We start from the raw sequence: 17,006 nt of genomic DNA, 5'->3' as shown, positions 1-17,006 counted from the left end.
GCACGGGTCCGGACGGAGCACCGGCCCCGCACGGTGCTCCGGGGCCGTCCGCCCGGGGCGACGGGTGGGCCCGGGGCTGTCAGGCATGCGGGGCCTTCCCCTTGGCGTCCACGCCGCGCAGGGCGATGGCGTACATCTCGTCCGCGTCGAGGCGGCGCAGCTCCTCGGCGATCAGTTCGGAGGTCGGGCGGACCTTGAGCGCCATGGTGCGCGGGGGCTGGCCCGGCAGGCTGAGGGTGGCCAGCGGGCCCTCGGGGCGGTCGATGACGATCTCGCCCTTCTCCGTGCCCAGCCGGACGGCCGTGACGACCGGTCCGGCGGTGACGACCCGGTCGACCGGCACCTTCAGGCGTGCCTGGAGCCAGCGGGCGAGCAGCTCGGCGCTCGGGTTCTCGGCCTCGCTCTCCACGGCCGCCGAGGTCACCGTCGCACGGGCCTGGTCGAGCGCCGCGGCCAGCATCGAGCGCCACGGTGTGAGCCGTGTCCAGGCCAGGTCGGTGTCGCCCGGCGCGTACGAGGAGACCCGGGTCTCCAGCGCGTCGAGCGGCGCGTCGATGGCGTACATGTCGGTGATCCGGCGCTGCGCGAGGGCGCCCAGCGGGTCCTTCGCCGGGTTGTCCGGCGCGTCCACCGGCCACCACACCACGACGGGCGCGTCCGGCAGCAGCAGCGGCAGGACCACCGAGTCGGCGTGGTCGGAGACCTCACCGTACGTCCGCAGTACGACCGTCTCCCCGGTGCCGGCGTCGGTGCCCAGCCGGACCTCGGCGTCGAGGTGCGAGGACGTGCGGTCCCGCGAGGTGCGCGAGTGCCGCTTGATGACGACCAGGGTGCGCGAGGGGTGCTCGTGCGAGGCCTCTTCGGCCGCCTTGAGCGAGTCGTACGCGTTCTCCTCGTCGGTCACGATCACCATGGTCAGGACCATGCCCACAGCGGGGGTGCCGAGGGAGCGACGCCCCTGGACCAGCGCCTTGTTGATCTTGCTTGCCGTGGTGTCGGTCAGATCGATCTTCATGGCCTGCGCCAGCTCCGTCCGTCTCGTGCGAGCATCTCGTCGGCTTCCTCGGGACCCCAGGTACCCGCGGGATACTGCGCGGGCTTGCCGTGTGTCGCCCAGTACTCCTCGATCGGATCGAGGATCTTCCAGGACGCCTCCACCTCCTCGGTGCGGGGGAAGAGGTTCGCGTCGCCGAGCAGTACGTCCAGGATCAGCCGTTCGTACGCCTCGGGGCTGGACTCGGTGAACGACTCGCCGTAGGCGAAGTCCATCGTGACGTCCCTGATCTCCATCGAGGTACCCGGCACCTTCGAACCGAAGCGCACGGTCATGCCCTCGTCGGGTTGCACCCGGATGACGATCGCGTTCTCGCCGAGTTCCTCGGTGGCCGTCGAGTCGAACGGGGAGTGCGGCGCCCGCTGGAAGACCACCGCGATCTCGGTGACCCGGCGGGCGAGGCGCTTGCCGGTCCGCAGGTAGAAGGGGACGCCCGCCCAGCGGCGGCTGTCGATCTCCAGCTTGATGGCCGCGTAGGTGTCCGTGGTGGACCCCGAGTCGGTGCCGTCCTCCTCGAGGTAGCCGACCACCTTCTCGCCGCCCTGCCATCCGTTCGTGTACTGCCCCGGTACGGTGTGGCTGCCGAGGTCCTCCGGGAGCTTCGCCGACCGCAGGACCTTGAGCTTCTCGGTGGCCAGGGACTCGGCGTCGAAGGCGATGGGCTCCTCCATGGCCGTCAGGGCCAGCAGCTGGAGCAGGTGGTTCTGGATGACGTCACGGGCGGCGCCGATGCCGTCGTAGTAGCCGGCGCGGCCGCCGATGCCGATGTCCTCGGCCATGGTGATCTGCACATGGTCGACGTACGACCGGTTCCAGATCGGCTCGTAGAGCTGGTTGGCGAAGCGCAGCGCCAGGATGTTCTGGACGGTCTCCTTGCCCAGGTAGTGGTCGATGCGGAAGACCTGGTCCGGAGCGAACACGTCGTGCACGATGGCGTTCAGCTCACGCGCGCTCGCCAGATCGTGGCCGAACGGCTTTTCGATGACCCCGCGCCGCCAGGAGCCCGCCGGCGCGTCCGCCAGCCCGTGCTTCTTGAGCTGCTGGACGACCTGCGGGAAGAACTTCGGCGGCACGGAGAGATAGAACGCGTAGTTGCCGCCGGTGCCCCGGGAGGCACTCAACTCCTCGATGGCGGAACGCAGCTGCTCGAAGGCGTCGTCGTCGTCGAAGGTGCCGGGCACGAACCTCATGCCCTCGGCCAGCTGCTGCCAGACCTCCTCGCGGAACGGCGTACGGCTGTGCTCCTTGACGGCGTCGTGCACCACCTCGGCGAAGTCCTGGTCGGCCCAGTCGCGTCGGGCGAACCCGACGAGCGAGAAGCCCGGCGGCAGCAGACCCCGGTTGGCGAGGTCGTAGACGGCCGGCATCAGCTTCTTGCGGGACAGGTCGCCCGTCACACCGAAGATGACCAGGCCCGAGGGGCCCGCGATCCGCGGGAGACGCCGGTCGCGCGGGTCACGGAGTACGTTCTCCCAGTCGGTGACCGGGTCCGGCTGCTGCGCGGCGGCCGTGCCCGGCGCGTCGGCGGCCCCCGGCGCCCCGCCCTGGGGTTCCGCGTTCCCGGCAGACGTCCGGGGGGACATCTCCTCGCTCATTCTCCGTCAACTCCCTTGTTCTTCAGAGAGACTGCGACTGCCTCGAGCAGGTCGCCCCAGGCCACCTCGAACTTCGCGACGCCCTCGTCCTCGAGCTGTCCCACGACCTCGTCGTAGGAGATGCCGAGCGGCTCGAGGGCCGCGAGGTCGGCGCGGGCCTGCGCATAGCCGCCGGTGACCGTGTCGCCCCGCACGGCGCCGTGGTCGGCGGTGGCGTTGAGCGTGGCCTCCGGCATCGTGTTGACCGTGCCGGGCGCGACCAGCTCGTCGACGTACAGCGTGTCCTTGTACTCAGGGTCCTTCACACCGGTCGAGGCCCACAGCGGACGCTGCTTGTTGGCCCCGGCACCCGCCAGGGAGAGCCAGCGCTCACCGGCGAAGGTCGCCTCGTACGCCTCGTATGCGAGCCGTGCGTTCGCGAGGGCGGACCTGCCCTTCAGCGCGAGCGCCTCGTCCGTGCCCAGCTTCGTCAGACGCTTGTCGATCTCCGTGTCGACGCGGGAGACGAAGAACGAGGCGACGGAGTGGATGGCGGACAGGTCGAGCCCGGCGGCCCTGGCCTTCTCTAGACCGGCGAGGTACGCGTCCATCACCTGGCGGTAGCGCTCCAAGGAGAAGATCAGCGTCACATTCACGCTGATGCCCCGTCCGATCACCTCGGTGATGGCCGGGAGCCCGGCCTCGGTCGCCGGGATCTTGATCATCACGTTCGGGCGGTCCACCAGCCAGGCGAGCTGCTTGGCCTCGGCGACGGTCGCCCTGGTGCGGTGGGCCAGCCTCGGGTCGACCTCGATGGAGACCCGGCCGTCCCGGCCGTCCGTCGCCTCGTACACGGGCCTCAGTATGTCGGCGGCGGCGCGGACATCGGCGGTGGTCATCATGCGGACGGCCTCCTCGACCGTCACGCCGCGCTCCGCGAGGTCGGACAGCTGCTCCTCGTAGCCTTCGCCGGAGCCGATGGCGGCCTGGAAGATGGACGGGTTCGTGGTCACGCCCACCACGTGCTTCTGCGCCACGAGTTCCGCCAGGTTGCCGGACTCGATCCGCTTGCGGGACAGGTCGTCCAGCCAGATCGACACGCCCGCCTCGGACAGGCGCTTCAACGGCTCTGCTGCTTCAATCGCTTCGGTCACTGTGATCATCTTCTTTCTGGCGATCGGATCAACCGCGGACGGCGGCGAGGGATTCCCGGGCCGCGGCGGCCACGTGCTCGGCGGTGAAGCCGTACTCGGCGAACAGGGTCTTGGCGTCGGCGGAGGCGCCGAAGTGCTCCAGGGAGACGATGCGTCCACTCTCACCGACGTACCGGTACCAGGTCAGGGCAATGCCCGCCTCGACCGCCACGCGGGCCTTCACGGACGGCGGAAGGACCCGCTCGCGGTATGCGGCGGGCTGCTCCTCGAACCACTCGACGGACGGCATGGACACCACCCGGGTACCCACGCCCTCGGCCTCCAGCCGCTCCCGCGCGGCGACCGCGAGCTGTACCTCGGACCCGGTGGCGATGAGGATGACGTCGGGGGTGCCGGTGGAGGACTCCCGGAGGATGTAACCGCCCTTCGCCGCCTCGGCGTTCGGCGCGTAGGTCGGTACGCCCTGGCGGGTGAGGGCGAGACCGTGCGGGGCGGGGGAGGTGGAGTGCCGCCTGAAGATCTCCGCCCAGGCGACGGCGGTCTCGTTGGCGTCGGCCGGGCGCACGAGGTTCAGGCCCGGGATGGCGCGCAGCGAGGCCAGGTGCTCGACGGGCTGGTGGGTCGGGCCGTCCTCGCCCAGACCGATGGAGTCGTGGGTCCACACGTACGTCACCGGAAGCTGCATCAGGGCCGACAGACGCACCGCGTTGCGCATGTAGTCGGAGAACACCAGGAACGTGCCGCCGTAGACGCGGGTGTTGCCGTGCAGCGCGATGCCGTTCATCTCGGCGGCCATCGAGTGCTCGCGGATACCGAAGTGGATCGTGCGGCCGTACGGGTTCGCCTCCGGCAGCGGGTTGCCCTTGGGCAGGAACGAGCTGTTCTTGTCGATGGTGGTGTTGTTCGAGCCGGCCAGGTCGGCGGAGCCGCCCCACAGTTCCGGGACGATCGCACCGAGAGCCTGCAGCACCTTGCCGGACGCGGCGCGCGTGGCGACCGCCTTGCCCTCCTCGAACACGGGCAGCGCGTCCTCCCAGCCCTCCGGCAGCTGGCCGGCCAGGACGCGGTCGAACAGCTTCGCGCGCTCCGGCTGCGCGGTGCGCCACTGTGCGATGCGCTTGTCCCAGGCGGTGTGCGCCTCGGCGCCGCGGTCGAGGGCCCGGCGGGTGTGGGCGAGCACCTCGTCGGCCACCTCGAAGCTCTTGTCCGGGTCGAAGCCGAGGACGCGCTTGGTCGCGGCGACCTCGTCCTCGCCGAGCGCCGAGCCGTGGGCCGCCTCGGTGTTCTGTGCGCCGGGCGCCGGCCACGCGATGATCGTGCGCATGGCGATGATGGAGGGGCGCTCGGTCTCGGCCCGGGCGGCCTCGAGCGCCGCGTACAGCGCGTGGACGTCGACGTCGCCGTTCCCGGCGGGCTCGATGCGCTGCACGTGCCAGCCGTAGGCCTCGTAGCGCTTGAGTACGTCCTCGGAGAACGCCGTCGCGGTGTCGCCCTCGATGGAGATGTGGTTGTCGTCGTAGAGGAAGACGAGGTTGCCGAGCTTCTGGTGGCCGGCGAGCGAGGACGCCTCGGCGGAGATGCCCTCCTCCAGGTCGCCGTCGGAGACGATCGCCCAGATCGTGTGGTCGAAGGGCGAGGCGCCCTCGGGGGCGTCCGGGTCGAACAGGCCGCGCTCGTAACGCGAGGCCATGGCCATGCCGACCGCGTTGGCGACGCCCTGGCCGAGGGGCCCCGTGGTGGTCTCGACACCCGCGGTGTGGCCGTACTCGGGGTGGCCGGGCGTCTTGGAACCGTGCGTGCGGAAGGCCTTCAGGTCCTCCAGTTCCAGTTCGTAGCCGGCGAGGAAGAGCTGGGTGTAGAGGGTCAGGGAGGTGTGGCCCGGGGAGAGGACGAAGCGGTCACGGCCGGTCCACTCCGGGTCGGCCGGATCGTGCCGCATCACCTTTTGAAAGATCGTGTACGCCGCCGGGGCCAGGCTCATCGCCGTGCCCGGATGGCCGTTGCCGACCTTCTGTACCGCGTCGGCGGCGAGAACACGGGCGGTGTCGACGGCTCGCCCGTCGAGCTCGGTCCACTCGAATCCGTCGGGGCTCTGCGCACTCATCTTCAAGAAGTCCTCACTGAACGGGGATCGCTGACAGAACGCGTTCAAAATTAAAAGTCTGACTTTTGCAGGGGAAGGTGCCCCTGTGTCAGCCTTCGGTGAAAGTGGGACATCCACAGAGGCACCGAGGCGGCGCGAGAGGGATATGGCGGACATAACCACCCAGGACGACGACTGGATCCGGACGTACCCCTTTCCGGTCGACCGGAGTGTCTGCGGTGTCGGTATGCAGGTGGGCCCCATGGACGCCGGGGGCACCTGGCACGAGGACGCGCCGGTCGAGCGCGTCCACCGCATCGACTTCCATGCGGTGATGCTCCTCGACGGCGGCCCCGTGACGCACATGGTGGACTTCGCCGAGTACCGGCTGACGGCCGGTGACCTCCTGTGGATCCGCCCCGGTCAGGTCCACCGCTTCTCCCGTGCGAGCGAGTACCGCGGGACCGTGCTGACCATGCAGCCCGGCTTTCTGCCGCGCGCCACCGTGGAGGCCACGGGTCTGTACCGCTACGAGCAATCGCCGCTGCTGCACCCCGATCCGGCCCAGCTCGCCGGACTGCGGGCCTCCCTCGCCCAGCTCCAGCGTGAGTACGAGGACACGTCCACCCTGCCCCTGAGTCTGCACACGGAGGTCCTGCGCCATTCCCTGACCGCGCTCCTGCTGCGCCTCGCGCATCTGGCGGCCAGCTCGGCCGAGGCGGCTCGCGAGCAGGCGGACACCACCTTCACCCGGTTCCGGGACGCGGTCGAGCAGGACTTCGCGGTCAACCACAGCGTCAGCGCGTACGCCGACGCCCTCGGCTACTCCCGCCGCACTCTGGTCCGCGCCGTCCGCGCCGCCACCGGGCAGACGCCGAAGGGCTTCATAGACAAGCGCGTGATCCTGGAGGCGAAACGCCTCCTCGCCCACACGGACCTGCCGATCGGCCGCGTGGGTGCCGCCGTGGGCTTCCCCGACGCGGCGAACTTCTCCAAGTTCTTCCACCAGCACACGGACACGACCCCGGCCGCGTTCCGGGCGGAGTTGAGATGACGAAGGAGGGGGTGGGCGCTCGACCCACCCCCTCGGTACTCGCTGTCAGTGGCCGAAGCCGAACCAGTTCACGTTCACGAAGTCGTTCGGCTGGCCGCTGGTGAAGGTGAGATAGACGTCATGGGTGCCGGTGACCGAGGCGATGTTCGCCGGTATGGTCCGCCAGCTCTGCCACCCACCCGTGTCGGCCACCGCGAAGCTGCCGATCGGTGCGTTCGAACGGCTGTCGAGGCGCACCTCGACCAGTCCGCTCACACCGCTCGCCGCACCGCTCGCGACCCGGGCGTGGAACTGCGTGGCCGCGCTGGACCCGAAGTTCACCCCCTTGTACAGGGCCCAGTCGCCGTTGGCGATCCAGCCCATGTCCTGGCCGCCGCCGGTGTCCGTGGTGGACTCGGTCGCCACGCCGGACTGGGTGTCGTACGACTCGGCCTGGATGGTGCCGTACGCGTCGCGGTTGCCGGACGGCGGAGGTGTGGTACCGCTCCCACCGCCCGTGGACTGAAGCACCTGCACATAGTCCACCGCCATCGGGTGGCCGGGCTGTGTGTCACCGTCCAGGCCGCCGCCGAACGCGTCGGGGAAGCCGCCGCCCATCGCCACGTTCAGGATGACGAAGAAGCCGTGGCTGGTGGCGTTGGCCCAGGTGGTCGCGTCCACCTGGTTCGCCGTGACCGTGTGGTAGTTGACGCCGTCGACGTAGAAGCGGATCGCCTCCGGGCTCACCGAGCGGTCCCATTCCATCGCGTAGGTGTGGAAGCCGGACTGGCAGGTCGTGCCCGGGCACGCGGTGGAGTTGCCGATACCGGTGGTCTCGTTGCACGGGCCGCCGGGGCTGGTGCCACAGTGCATGGTGGCCCACACCTTGTTGAGGCCCTGGACGTTCTCCATGATGTCCAGTTCGCCGACGCCCGGCCAGTTCTGGTAGTTGCCGCGGTAGGGCGCGCCCAGCATCCAGAAGGCGGGCCAGTAGCCCTCGGCCGCGGTGCCGGTGACGTTCGGCATCTGCAGGCGGGCCTCGACGCGCAGCTTGCCGCCTGCCGGGGGCTGGAAATCGGTACGGGTGGTCTCGATGCGGCCCGAGGTCCAGTGGCCGGCCGCGTCACGGCGTGGCGTGATGAGGAGGTTGCCGTTGCCGTCGAGCGAGACGTTGCCGGTGCTCGAGGTCATCGTCTCGACCTCGCCCGTGCCCCAGTTGGCGGGGCCGCCCGGGTAGGAAGTGCCGGTGTCGTACTGCCAGTCGGCGGTGTTGACGCCGGAGCCTGCCGCGCCGTTGAAGTCGTCGAGGAAGACCTGGCTCCAGCCCGCCGGTGGCGTGGGGGCGTTGGCGTTCGCGGGCAGGGTGGCGACGGTGGCGGCCGCCACCGCCAGACCCATCGTGCTGAGCACACCGACGAGCGCGCGGCGCAACGGCCGATGTCTGGCGGGTATGCCGGAAGTGTCCTTCATGGGCTGCCTCTTCGGGTACGGAGTGGGGGAGTGCGGGCAGGAGAGCCGGGGAGCCGCGTGGAGATTCGTGAGAGCGCTCTCAAGCCGCGCGGACAATGTGCTCTCCGCCACTGCGGCCGTCAAGAGGTGAAGCGGAGAAAATCCTTCTGTGGTACGGGAGTTGAGGGCATCGACGTCATGCTCGACCCGTATGAGCAGCCCATGAGCGAGGGGCGGGAGCACACGGAGCGCCGTCGACCGCGTGGCACGGACGGACGGCGGCGGGAAAACCCCACCGCCGTCCTGCAGAGCCTGTCGCCGTGCTGCGCCCGAGGGGCGCTACTGCCGGCGGTACGAGTAGACGGTGGTCACGACCGTGCACACGCCGGGCTGGACCACCTCGGCGCGCAGGGTGCCGCGGGCCGCGTCGTAGTCCACGCCCTCCGCCTCGAACGCGCCGCTGCACACACTGCGCTGCGGCAGGCCGAACAGGCTGGTCACGTGTCCGGTGACCGGGCCGCCGTCCAGCTTGTGCGGCAGGTCCACCTGGAGCAGCGCCCGGTCCTCGGGGAACAGCGTCTTCGAGCCGTCGTCCGACGCGCACAGCAGCTGCGTCTCGTTCACGAAGTCGCAACCCTGGATGTCGCGCACGGGCTTGTCGAGCGTGATCTGCGGAGCCTGCGGCAGTGCCCCGCCGGTGCGCGGGGTGGACGCGTTGAGCAGGGGAGCGGGGAAGACCTGCAGGCGGCTCTGGTCGCCCCACTCGCCCGACACCAGCCACTGCCCGTCGGGCGACACCGCCGCGAAGGAGTTGTTGAGCTTCTCGCCGGGGTCGAGCTGGTGGACGTACTCATAGCGTTGCCCGGCCGGGGTGGTCACCGCGAACATCTTCGAGGTCGCCGTGTCCGGGCCCTGGTAGGCGTCGAAGACATCGCCGCCGGCAATGTCCGGGTCGCCCACGTGGTTCCAGCCGTTGATGCGCAGGTCGAGCGGGATGTCGGCGAGTCCCCGGTACAGCAGCGAGCCGTCGGCACGGCTCGCCAGTCCCTGACCGCCGCCCAGGGAGTCGGTGTTAGCTCATCCTCAGCCCGGAGCCGCGTAGCGGCGGACCACGCTCCACTGCTGCCGCACGGTTGATTGTCAGTCGTATGCCCTAGTCTTCAACTGGCTTGTCAGAAGGGGCAGTCTGCTGGCCGTGGTGTCGGTTGCACCGTGTACGGATGCCGGGACTGTGGGGGGCGGGAATTGATGAGGGGGTGTGGCAATGTCTGGGAACGTAGAGGTTGAGAATAAGGTTGTGTCGCCGGCGGTTGCCGCACGCCTCGCGTCGTTGAAGGCCCGAAAAGATGCGGGTCTCGTCGGCCGTACAGCCATTGTTCCCGTCTGGTTGAACCGCGCGGACCATGTGCGTGCTCACGATGCATGCCACGCAGCGGCGGACCTATGGAATCAGGCCGTTGCATGGCTGCGTGGTCGGTGGGATGCGGGTGAGACTCCAAACAAGGAGGATGTTCGCCGGTACGTCACCTCGCTTCCTGTCGAGGCCCGTCCCTTCCACGCGCACACCGCGCAAGCCATCGCTTACGACTTGTGGGACGCGGTGGCGACCTCAAGAGCCAATCGCGCGTTGGGTTTGAAGGCGCGGGCTCCCTGGCGGGAGAAGAAGTACCGGCCGCTGTCGTTCTCCGCGAAGTTCGGCTGGCGGATCACCCCCGAAGGCCGGCTTGCCCTGTCTCTTGGGCGCGGCCGCGGACGGGTCGTGCTTCCGCTGCCGGAGGTAATCTCACGCGACGGCCAACCGGTTTCACCGAAGGACTGGGGCGAGATACGCCTGTGTTGGGACCGGAACGACAGGTCGTGGTCCCTGCACATCTCCTACACCGCACCGAGCAAGGCCCTTCCAGGGCGGGCTGAGGGCCGGCCGATGGTGACGGTGGCGATCGACGAGGGTGTCATCAACCCGATGACGCTCGCCGCGCCCATGCCGGACGGCGGCATGAAGGTCCTGGTCGTCAACGGCCGCCAGGGCCGTTCCGCGAAGAGGTACCGGAACAAGGTTGTCGCCCGGCTGACCTCTCGCATGTCCAGGTGTAAGAACGGTTCCAGGAAGCATCGGCGTCTCGTGGCGGCGAAGAAGCAGGTCGAAGCAAAGACCGAACGACGTCTGCACGACTTCGACCATCAGGTCTGCGCGAAGGCCGAACAGTTCACGCGTGAGGTCCACGAGACGTGGACCGAGCACCACCAGGAGATATCCGGGCCGGCCACCGTCGTAGGCGTCCGCCTGGTCGCGGGTGACGTGCGTGGGATCGAGCAGAACACGAACAAGAAGCGCCGTGCCTCACGCTCGACGCGGCAGCAGCTGTCGCAGTGGTCTCGCGGCCGGCAGGAAGACTTCCTCCAGTACAAGACCGGCCTGAGGCTCGAGCACATCAGCGAGGCACACTCCTCCCAGACGTGCCCGAGGTGCAACACGCGGACCAAGGTCCGCGGGCGTGAGTACGTCTGCAAGAACGAGAGTTGCGGGTTCCGGTGCCACCGGGACGCCGTGGGCGGCGTCAATATCCACACGCTTGCCGTCAACGACGGGACCTTCGTCCCGGACCCAGACCTAGACATTGAGGTCACGTATCGCCGGTCCCAGACCGGCTGGAGCTCGCTCCAGCGGTCACTGCACGCCTACCATCAGAACGTCGTCGGACGTGCGGGTGCGGCGTGCAGGGAAGAACGGCGTAGCGCCCAGAACCGGGCCACCCGCACAGGCACCACTGCGGCGGGTGTAGCTGTCGACAGTGCTGTCATCTCAGACGACACCACCGCCCATCCGGGTGCTGGTAGGGCACTCGCCCGCGTCGCCTGAAGCGCAAAGGCAGAAGCCCCGGCATTCAGGCCGGGGAGGTTCACGTCTCATCGGGCTCCTGCCACGTCGATGAAGATGGGGTTGGAATCGAACCACGTGTCGGCCCACGGGTCACCGTCGCCGAAGCCCCGCCCGGAGGCGGCGGCCGCAGGGGCCGCCGCCGCGGAACCGAGGGTGAAGGCGGCGCCGAACAGGCCCGCTCGGCGCAGAAGCTGACGCCGGGAGGCGCCCTGGGCGTCGAGGTGTTCGGGGGAGACGACGGATCGGCCCAGACGGTCAGTTGCCGCTCGGTCGTGGTCGCGTCGAATCCTCGGGACGTCAGTGGTTCATGAACTGGGAGACTGGCAGCGCCCGGTCCACGATCCGTACGTCACCGAGCCACCCGTGGTGGATCTGGTCGATCCTGCCCCCGTACTCGTAGCCGCCGAGCAGCCACGGCAGGCCGACCGAGGCGAGGCCGACGGTACGGGCGTTGGGATTGCGGGCGACGGGGCAGCCCTGGACGTACATCGTGGTGTGGCTGCCGTCGTTGACGACCGCCAGGTGCCACCAGGTCTCGCGTGCGGTCTCGTCGCCCCAGTTGGTGGCGATGCCCTCCTGGTTGAGGGGCCGCACGGCCCACTGGGGTCCGGGGCCGTCGGAGAGCGAGAGGGTGGCGAGCGGCTCGTCCGGATCGTCCTGCGTCTTGCCCGCCGCGCCGCCCGTGCCGGTCCGGCTGACCAGGCCCGCCCAGGCGTTGTGGGACGCGTCCCAGTCCTCGGGCACCTTGTAGAACGCCTCGATGGTGTAACCGCGGGAGAAGGTCGCTGTGTTGAGCGGGACGCCGTCGACGGTGCGCAGATAGGCGCCGCGCAGCGGTGACTTGTACCCCTGGAAGCGCAGGCTGCCGTGCCCCGGTTGGTCCGGGTGGTGGTCCGACGACCAGGTGAGGGAGCCGTCCAGGACGCTGACGACGGTCAGGTCGTTGCCGCGGCCCGACAGGTCGCGGACCGTGCCGTTCACGGCGGCGCCGTCGTCGTGGCCGTCGAAGCGCCAGTACGCGACGGTGCCGCGGACCAGCATCTGGGAGGTGGGTCGCGCGGGGCGGGGAGGCACGGGGGCGAAGCCGGAGAAGCGCTGCTCGAAGTCGATCGCCACGGAGAACCGGTCCTCGGGGCCGGTCAGTTCGATCTCCTGGCGCTCCAGTTCGTTGAGCGCTTCGGCCGCCCGTCCCAGGATCCACGGGGAGATCGTCTCGACGTCGATGGTGTCCCGGTCGAGGTCGAAGCGGTAGAGGCGGATCATCGCCGCGCCACCGTAGTACCGGTTCTGGTAGTTCGTCAGATGCAGGTGTACGTCGTTGCCCGCGGCGTTCTTCCGGGTGGCGCGGGCGGCGGGCCAGAAGTGGCCGTTCAGGGTCAGGAAGATCTGGTCGTGGTCCGCGATCAGCTGGTCCCAGAGCTGCTCCCCGTACGACGAGAGCGCGTCGTCCCCGTAGACCAGTTCGTGGGTGGTGAGGATGACCGGCGTCTTCGGGTGCTGGGCGATCACGTCCTTCGCCCAGGCGAAGCCCTGCGCCGACAGCCGCCAGTCGAGAGCGAGCACGAGCCACTCGCGGCCGCCCGCGCGGAAGACGTGGTAGGTGTTGTAGCCGTCGGGGGAGGAGCCGCCGAAGGTGCGCTTGCCCTTGAAGCGCTGCGGGCCGAAGGCGTCCAGGTACGGGGTGGGGCCGCGCTGGTCGTCGGTGGACGACCGGATGTCGTGGTTGCCGGCGAGGACGCTGTACCCGACCCCGTTCCGGTCGAGGAGCCCGAACGCCTCGCTCGCCGCGTCGAATTCGACGGCGGCGCCGTTCTGCGTCAGGTCTCCCAGGTGGGACAGGAAGACGATGTTCTCGTCCTCGCCGTGCTCCAGGATGTAGCGCAGTGAGGCCTTGATGGGGGCCGGGTTGATGCTCGGCCCGTCGAACAGGTACTGGGTGTCCGGCATCACGACGAGAGTGAAGCGCCGGCTTTCGGAGTCGGGGCGCCGGCGGCTCGCCGTCGCCGCCTCGGCGGTGGCCGGCAGTGCGACCCCGGTGGTGGCGGCGGCGCCGAGCAGCGCGGTGGCCCGCAGGAAGCTGCGTCGGCCGGCTCCGGCCTGCGCGGCCTCGCCCTGGGCGTGGTCATGTGAAGTACACACGTGTGCTCCGTGAGAGGTGTCGGAGGAGGGGAAGCGCGGGGTTCAGAGAGTGCGCAGCGTCCAGCTCCAGCGATGGACGCCCGGTGCGACGAGATGCGAGGGCGGGATGTCGGGGCCGCAGCAGGCCGTGCCCGGCTCGCGGTGTGCCCCGTCGATGTGCACCACGCAGCTGGAGCGCGGCTCCGGCTCGTCGTGGTGTGCGGCCGGGTCCTCGGCGTGGACGGGGGTGCCCACGGTCGAGGGCCGGTGGAGGGTCACGGAGACCTGGCGCGGCTCGTCCAGTACGACGGTGAGACGGGTGGTGTCCGGTGCGGACAGCGTGAAGCGCCGTACGCCGTGCCGGACATCGCTCTCCTGCGGTCGCGGGCAGGAGGTGAACAGCTCGTCCACGGGGACGGAGGGGTGGCCCATGGGCGCGCCCGGGTTCTGCTCGGGGCACGACTCGCACGGCGCGTGTCCGAACCACTCCGGTACGTCGTGGCCGGCCATCGTCTCGAAGACGGAGCCGACCCGCGCCACGTCGTCGAACTGTTCGGGCAGCTCCGCCTGTTCCTCGACGCGGATGCCGCCCTCAAAGGGTGTGAAGACCTGCCGGTGCCGGATGACGCCGACGGCGCCGGCGTACTCGGCGAGCACCGTCACGCGGGCCTCGTCGCGCTGGACGGAGACGACCTTGCGGACGAGCGCATCCAGGCCCCACGACCGCAGGTATGGTGCGGCACCGCCCGGCTCGTCGCCGGTGGGCGCCCGCCACAGCCACAGCGCCGGGGCGGCGGTCAGTAGCGGATGGACGAGCAGCCCCTCCGCGTCGACCCGCACGGGACCCTCCGCCGCGGGCTCCGGAGCCATCCGCAGCCGTACCTGCGGCGCGCACAGCTCCGTACCGCGCGGCGCCCACGGCATGTCCTCAGCCGTGGTCACCCGCAGCGTCAGCCAGGCATCGCCGCCGTCGCGCGGCAGCAGGAACGGCAGCGGTGCCGTCGCCGTCTCACCCGGCCGCAGATCGGGCAGGTCCATCGGTGCCGTCAGGGTGCGGCCGTCGTCGAGCACCAGCTCCCACCGGCCCGACAGCCAGGCCAGGTTCCGGGAGCGCTGCTGGTTGGTGAGGACGATGCCCTCGTGCTTGTAGCGCTCGATGCCCACCGGGGCCGCGATCTCCGGGTGCTCGTGCACCGCCGGCTCGGGCGCGCGGTCGGGGAAGACCGCACCGCCCGCGACGAACGCGCCGTCGTGCACCGCGTCGCCGAAATCGCTGCCGTACGCCCAGCGGTGACCGGGCGTGGCGATACCGTTGTCGTACAGATCGGCGCCCGCGCGCCCGGCCGGTCTTCCGTCGCTCACGCGCTGGAGAATGCCGTGGTCCCAGAACTCCCAGATGAAGCCGCCCTGAAGACCCGGGGTGGCCTCGATGGCGGCCCAGTGGTCGGCCCGTGTGCCCGCGGCCCCCTGCCGGATCGGTTGATTACTGCGCAGAAACGCGCGTGGAATTGATTGAAGATGACGAGTAGTGTTCACAGCGTGCTGGCGGAACAGCGTCACCGACTCATCCTGCAGGCCCTGCGCTCAGGCGGCCCCGCGGCCGTGACCGAACTGTCGGAGCAGCTGGGCGTCAGCCCCGCCACCGTCCGGCGGGACCTGGTGAGACTGGAGGAGTCGGGCCTGCTCACCCGTGTCCACGGAGGCGCGGTCGTGGAGGAGGGCGAACAGCCCTTCGCCGAGGTCGCCGCGGTGCGCGTGCCTGAGAAGGACTCCATAGCCGCCCGGGCCGCCTCGATGGTCCAGGACGGCGATTCCGTGCTGCTCGACATCGGCACCACCGCCTGTCGGCTGGCCCGGCTGCTGCGCGGCCGCCGACTCACGGTGATCACCAGCAATCTGGTGGTCTACGAGGAGCTGGCCGACGACGAGGGCATCGAGCTGGTGCTGCTCGGCGGCACGGTCCGCCGCGAGTACCGCTCCCTGATCGGCTTCCTGACCGAGGACAACCTCCGCCAGCTGCACGCCGACTGGCTGTTCCTCGGCGCCAGCGGGGTGCGGCCCGGCGGTCAGGTGATGGACACCACGGTCGTCGAGGTGCCGGTCAAGCGGGCGATGATCAAGGCGAGCGACCGGGTCGTCCTGCTCGCCGACTCGGCGAAGTTCCCGGGTACCGGGATGGCGAAGGTCTGCGACCCCCAGGCACTGGACGTGCTGGTGACGGACGCGCCCGTGGACGCGGCGACCCGCTCGTCGCTTCAGGAGGCGGACGTCGAGGTGGTCGTGGCAGGAGAGGTGCAACCGTGCAGCTGACGATTCTGGGCGGCGGCGGGTTCCGGGTGCCGCTCGTGTACGGGGCACTCCTCGGGGACCGCGCCGAGGGCCGGGTCACCCGGGTCGTGCTGCACGACCTGGACGCCGGGCGGCTGTCGGCCGTGACCCGGGTGCTGGCCGAGCAGGCCGCGGGCGTGCCGGACGCGCCTGAGGTGACCGCCACCACCGACCTCGACGAGGCGCTGCGCGGCGCCGACTTCGTCTTCTCCGCCATCCGGGTCGGCGGTCTCGAGGGGCGCGCCGACGACGAGCGCGTGGCGCTCGCCGAGGGTGTCCTCGGCCAGGAGACCGTCGGCGCGGGCGGTATCGCGTACGGGCTGCGGACCGTGCCCGTCGCCGTCGACATCGCACGGCGCGTGGCCCGGCTGGCCCCGGACGCCTGGGTCATCAACTTCACCAACCCGGCGGGGCTCGTCACCGAGGCCATGTCACGCCACCTCGGCGACCGTGTCATCGGCATCTGCGACTCTCCGGTCGGCCTCGGCCGCCGTATCGCCCGGGTGCTCGGTGTCGCGAGGCCGGGCGAGGCCTTCATCGACTACGTGGGCCTCAACCACCTCGGCTGGGTGCGCGGCCTGCGTGTGGCCGGCCGCGACCGGCTCCCGCGGCTGCTCGCCGACCCGGAGCTGCTCGGTTCCTTCGAGGAAGGCAAGCTCTTCGGCGCCGACTGGCTGCAGTCCCTCGGCGCGATCCCCAACGAGTATCTGCACTACTACTACTTCAACCGCGAGGCCGTCCGCGCCTACCGCGCGACGGAGAAGACCCGAGGCGCCTTCCTGCGCGATCAGCAGGCCCGGTTCTACGACGAGGTGAAGCGGCCGGACGTGTCCGCCCTGGCGGTCTGGGAAGGCACGCGGGCCGAACGGGAGGCCACCTACATGGCCGAGAACCGGGAGGCGGCGGGCGCCGGCGAGCGGGACGCCGACGACCTCTCCGGCGGCTACGAGAAGGTGGCCCTCGCCCTGATGCGGGCCATCGCCCGCGACGAGCGCACGACCCTGATCCTGAACGTGCGCAACCGCAGCACGCTCTCCGCCCTCGACGCCGAGGCGGTCATCGAGGTGCCGTGCCTGGTCGGCGCCGACGGCGCGCACCCGCTCGCGGCCGACCCGCTCCCCGGCCACGCGACCGGCCTGGTGTGCGCGGTCAAGGCGGTCGAGCGCGAGGTGCTGTCCGCCGCCGAGTCCGGCTCCCGCGCCACGGCGGTCAAGGCCTTCGCCCTGCACCCGCTCGTCGACTCGGTGAACGTGGCGCGCAAGCTGGTGGACGGCTACACCTCGGTCCACCCCGGCCTGGCGTACCTCAGATAAGCGCTTCCGCCCTCTCCCT

Annotated in this window: 10 protein-coding genes and 3 pseudogenes; 4 read left to right on the top strand and 9 right to left on the bottom strand. The window is 70.2% G+C overall.

Annotated features, from left to right (window positions below):
• Window positions 1–79: 79 nt before the first annotated feature.
• Genes opcA through tkt form a run of 4 tightly spaced genes read right to left on the bottom strand, consistent with a single transcriptional unit; the run spans window position 80 to window position 5,886 of the window.
• Window positions 80–1,015 carry a glucose-6-phosphate dehydrogenase assembly protein OpcA gene (gene opcA / locus ACQEXA_RS10205; protein WP_432935174.1) on the bottom strand — a complete coding sequence of 312 codons (936 nt, stop codon included), beginning with the start codon at window positions 1,013–1,015 and terminating at the stop codon, window positions 80–82.
• Complete coding sequence (zwf, locus tag ACQEXA_RS10200) at window positions 1,012–2,649, bottom strand: glucose-6-phosphate dehydrogenase (RefSeq protein WP_432935175.1); 1,638 nt, start codon at window positions 2,647–2,649, stop codon at window positions 1,012–1,014. Before zwf ends, opcA begins: the two co-directional genes overlap by 4 nt.
• The gene (tal, locus tag ACQEXA_RS10195; RefSeq protein ID WP_432935176.1) at window positions 2,646–3,791 is read right to left on the bottom strand and encodes a transaldolase; all 1,146 of its coding nucleotides are present in this window, start codon (window positions 3,789–3,791) and stop codon (window positions 2,646–2,648) included. Before tal ends, zwf begins: the two co-directional genes overlap by 4 nt.
• A 19-nt stretch (window positions 3,792–3,810) precedes the next feature.
• Window positions 3,811–5,886, bottom strand: a complete 2,076-nt coding sequence (gene tkt / locus ACQEXA_RS10190) for a transketolase (protein ID WP_433129485.1) — start codon at window positions 5,884–5,886, stop codon at window positions 3,811–3,813.
• Between the two features lie 145 nt (window positions 5,887–6,031).
• On the opposite strand from tkt, the gene ACQEXA_RS10185 reads away from it, so the two are divergent.
• Window positions 6,032–6,919 (top strand): helix-turn-helix domain-containing protein, encoded by an 888-nt coding sequence (locus tag ACQEXA_RS10185; RefSeq protein WP_432935178.1) that lies wholly within the window; start codon window positions 6,032–6,034, stop codon window positions 6,917–6,919.
• 45 nt (window positions 6,920–6,964) lie between these two features.
• Here the strand turns inward: ACQEXA_RS10185 and ACQEXA_RS10180 are convergent, their stop codons facing one another.
• Together ACQEXA_RS10180 and ACQEXA_RS10175 are read right to left on the bottom strand one after the other, a co-directional pair.
• Window positions 6,965–8,368: a glycoside hydrolase family 16 protein gene (locus tag ACQEXA_RS10180; RefSeq protein WP_432935179.1), complete on the bottom strand. Its 1,404-nt coding sequence runs from the start codon at window positions 8,366–8,368 to the stop codon at window positions 6,965–6,967.
• A 318-nt stretch (window positions 8,369–8,686) separates the two neighbouring features.
• A pseudogene (locus ACQEXA_RS10175) lies at window positions 8,687–9,424 on the bottom strand (hypothetical protein); the annotation flags it as partial.
• A 550-nt stretch (window positions 9,425–9,974) separates the two neighbouring features.
• Between ACQEXA_RS10175 and ACQEXA_RS10170 the strand changes: the two are divergent.
• Window positions 9,975–11,207 carry a zinc ribbon domain-containing protein gene (locus ACQEXA_RS10170; RefSeq protein ID WP_433129483.1) on the top strand — a complete coding sequence of 411 codons (1,233 nt, stop codon included), beginning with the start codon at window positions 9,975–9,977 and terminating at the stop codon, window positions 11,205–11,207.
• Window positions 11,208–11,314: 107 nt separating this feature from the next.
• On the opposite strand, the pseudogene ACQEXA_RS10165 reads toward ACQEXA_RS10170, so the two are convergent.
• From ACQEXA_RS10165 to ACQEXA_RS10155, 3 genes and pseudogenes are all read right to left on the bottom strand, one after another.
• A pseudogene (locus ACQEXA_RS10165) lies at window positions 11,315–11,529 on the bottom strand (hypothetical protein); the annotation flags it as partial.
• On the bottom strand, window positions 11,526–13,367 hold the full coding sequence (locus ACQEXA_RS10160; RefSeq protein ID WP_433129481.1) for a LamG-like jellyroll fold domain-containing protein: 1,842 nt from the start codon (window positions 13,365–13,367) through the stop codon (window positions 11,526–11,528). The pseudogene ACQEXA_RS10165 and the gene ACQEXA_RS10160, both read right to left, overlap by 4 nt.
• 42 nt (window positions 13,368–13,409) lie before the next feature.
• A pseudogene (locus ACQEXA_RS10155) lies at window positions 13,410–14,804 on the bottom strand (beta-galactosidase domain 4-containing protein); the annotation flags it as partial.
• A gap of 81 nt (window positions 14,805–14,885) precedes the next feature.
• On the opposite strand from ACQEXA_RS10155, the gene ACQEXA_RS10150 reads away from it, so the two are divergent.
• Both ACQEXA_RS10150 and ACQEXA_RS10145 read left to right on the top strand, forming a co-directional pair.
• Entirely contained in the window at window positions 14,886–15,656 is a 771-nt protein-coding gene (locus ACQEXA_RS10150) for a DeoR/GlpR family DNA-binding transcription regulator (RefSeq protein ID WP_433134503.1), read from the top strand.
• The gene (locus ACQEXA_RS10145) at window positions 15,647–16,987 is read left to right on the top strand and encodes a 6-phospho-beta-glucosidase (RefSeq protein ID WP_432935182.1); all 1,341 of its coding nucleotides are present in this window, start codon (window positions 15,647–15,649) and stop codon (window positions 16,985–16,987) included. Before ACQEXA_RS10150 ends, ACQEXA_RS10145 begins: the two co-directional genes overlap by 10 nt.
• The last annotated feature ends 19 nt before the right edge of the window (window positions 16,988–17,006 follow it).

The organism is Streptomyces sp. CA-106110 (genome assembly GCF_050936285.1).
Lineage (GTDB): Bacteria > Actinomycetota > Actinomycetes > Streptomycetales > Streptomycetaceae > Streptomyces.
The sequence above is the reverse complement of the archived record's forward strand: the minus strand, read 5'-3'. Positions and strand labels throughout refer to the sequence as shown.

Coding starts and splice junctions, on each gene's coding strand:
- ACQEXA_RS10180 (WP_432935179.1), bottom strand. CDS start 8,368: ATGAAGGACACTTCCGGCATACCCGCCAGACATCGGCCGTTGCGCCGC.
- tkt (WP_433129485.1), bottom strand. CDS start 5,886: ATGAGTGCGCAGAGCCCCGACGGATTCGAGTGGACCGAGCTCGACGGG.
- zwf (WP_432935175.1), bottom strand. CDS start 2,649: ATGAGCGAGGAGATGTCCCCCCGGACGTCTGCCGGGAACGCGGAACCC.
- ACQEXA_RS10185 (WP_432935178.1), top strand. CDS start 6,032: ATGGCGGACATAACCACCCAGGACGACGACTGGATCCGGACGTACCCC.
- tal (WP_432935176.1), bottom strand. CDS start 3,791: ATGATCACAGTGACCGAAGCGATTGAAGCAGCAGAGCCGTTGAAGCGC.
- opcA (WP_432935174.1), bottom strand. CDS start 1,015: ATGAAGATCGATCTGACCGACACCACGGCAAGCAAGATCAACAAGGCG.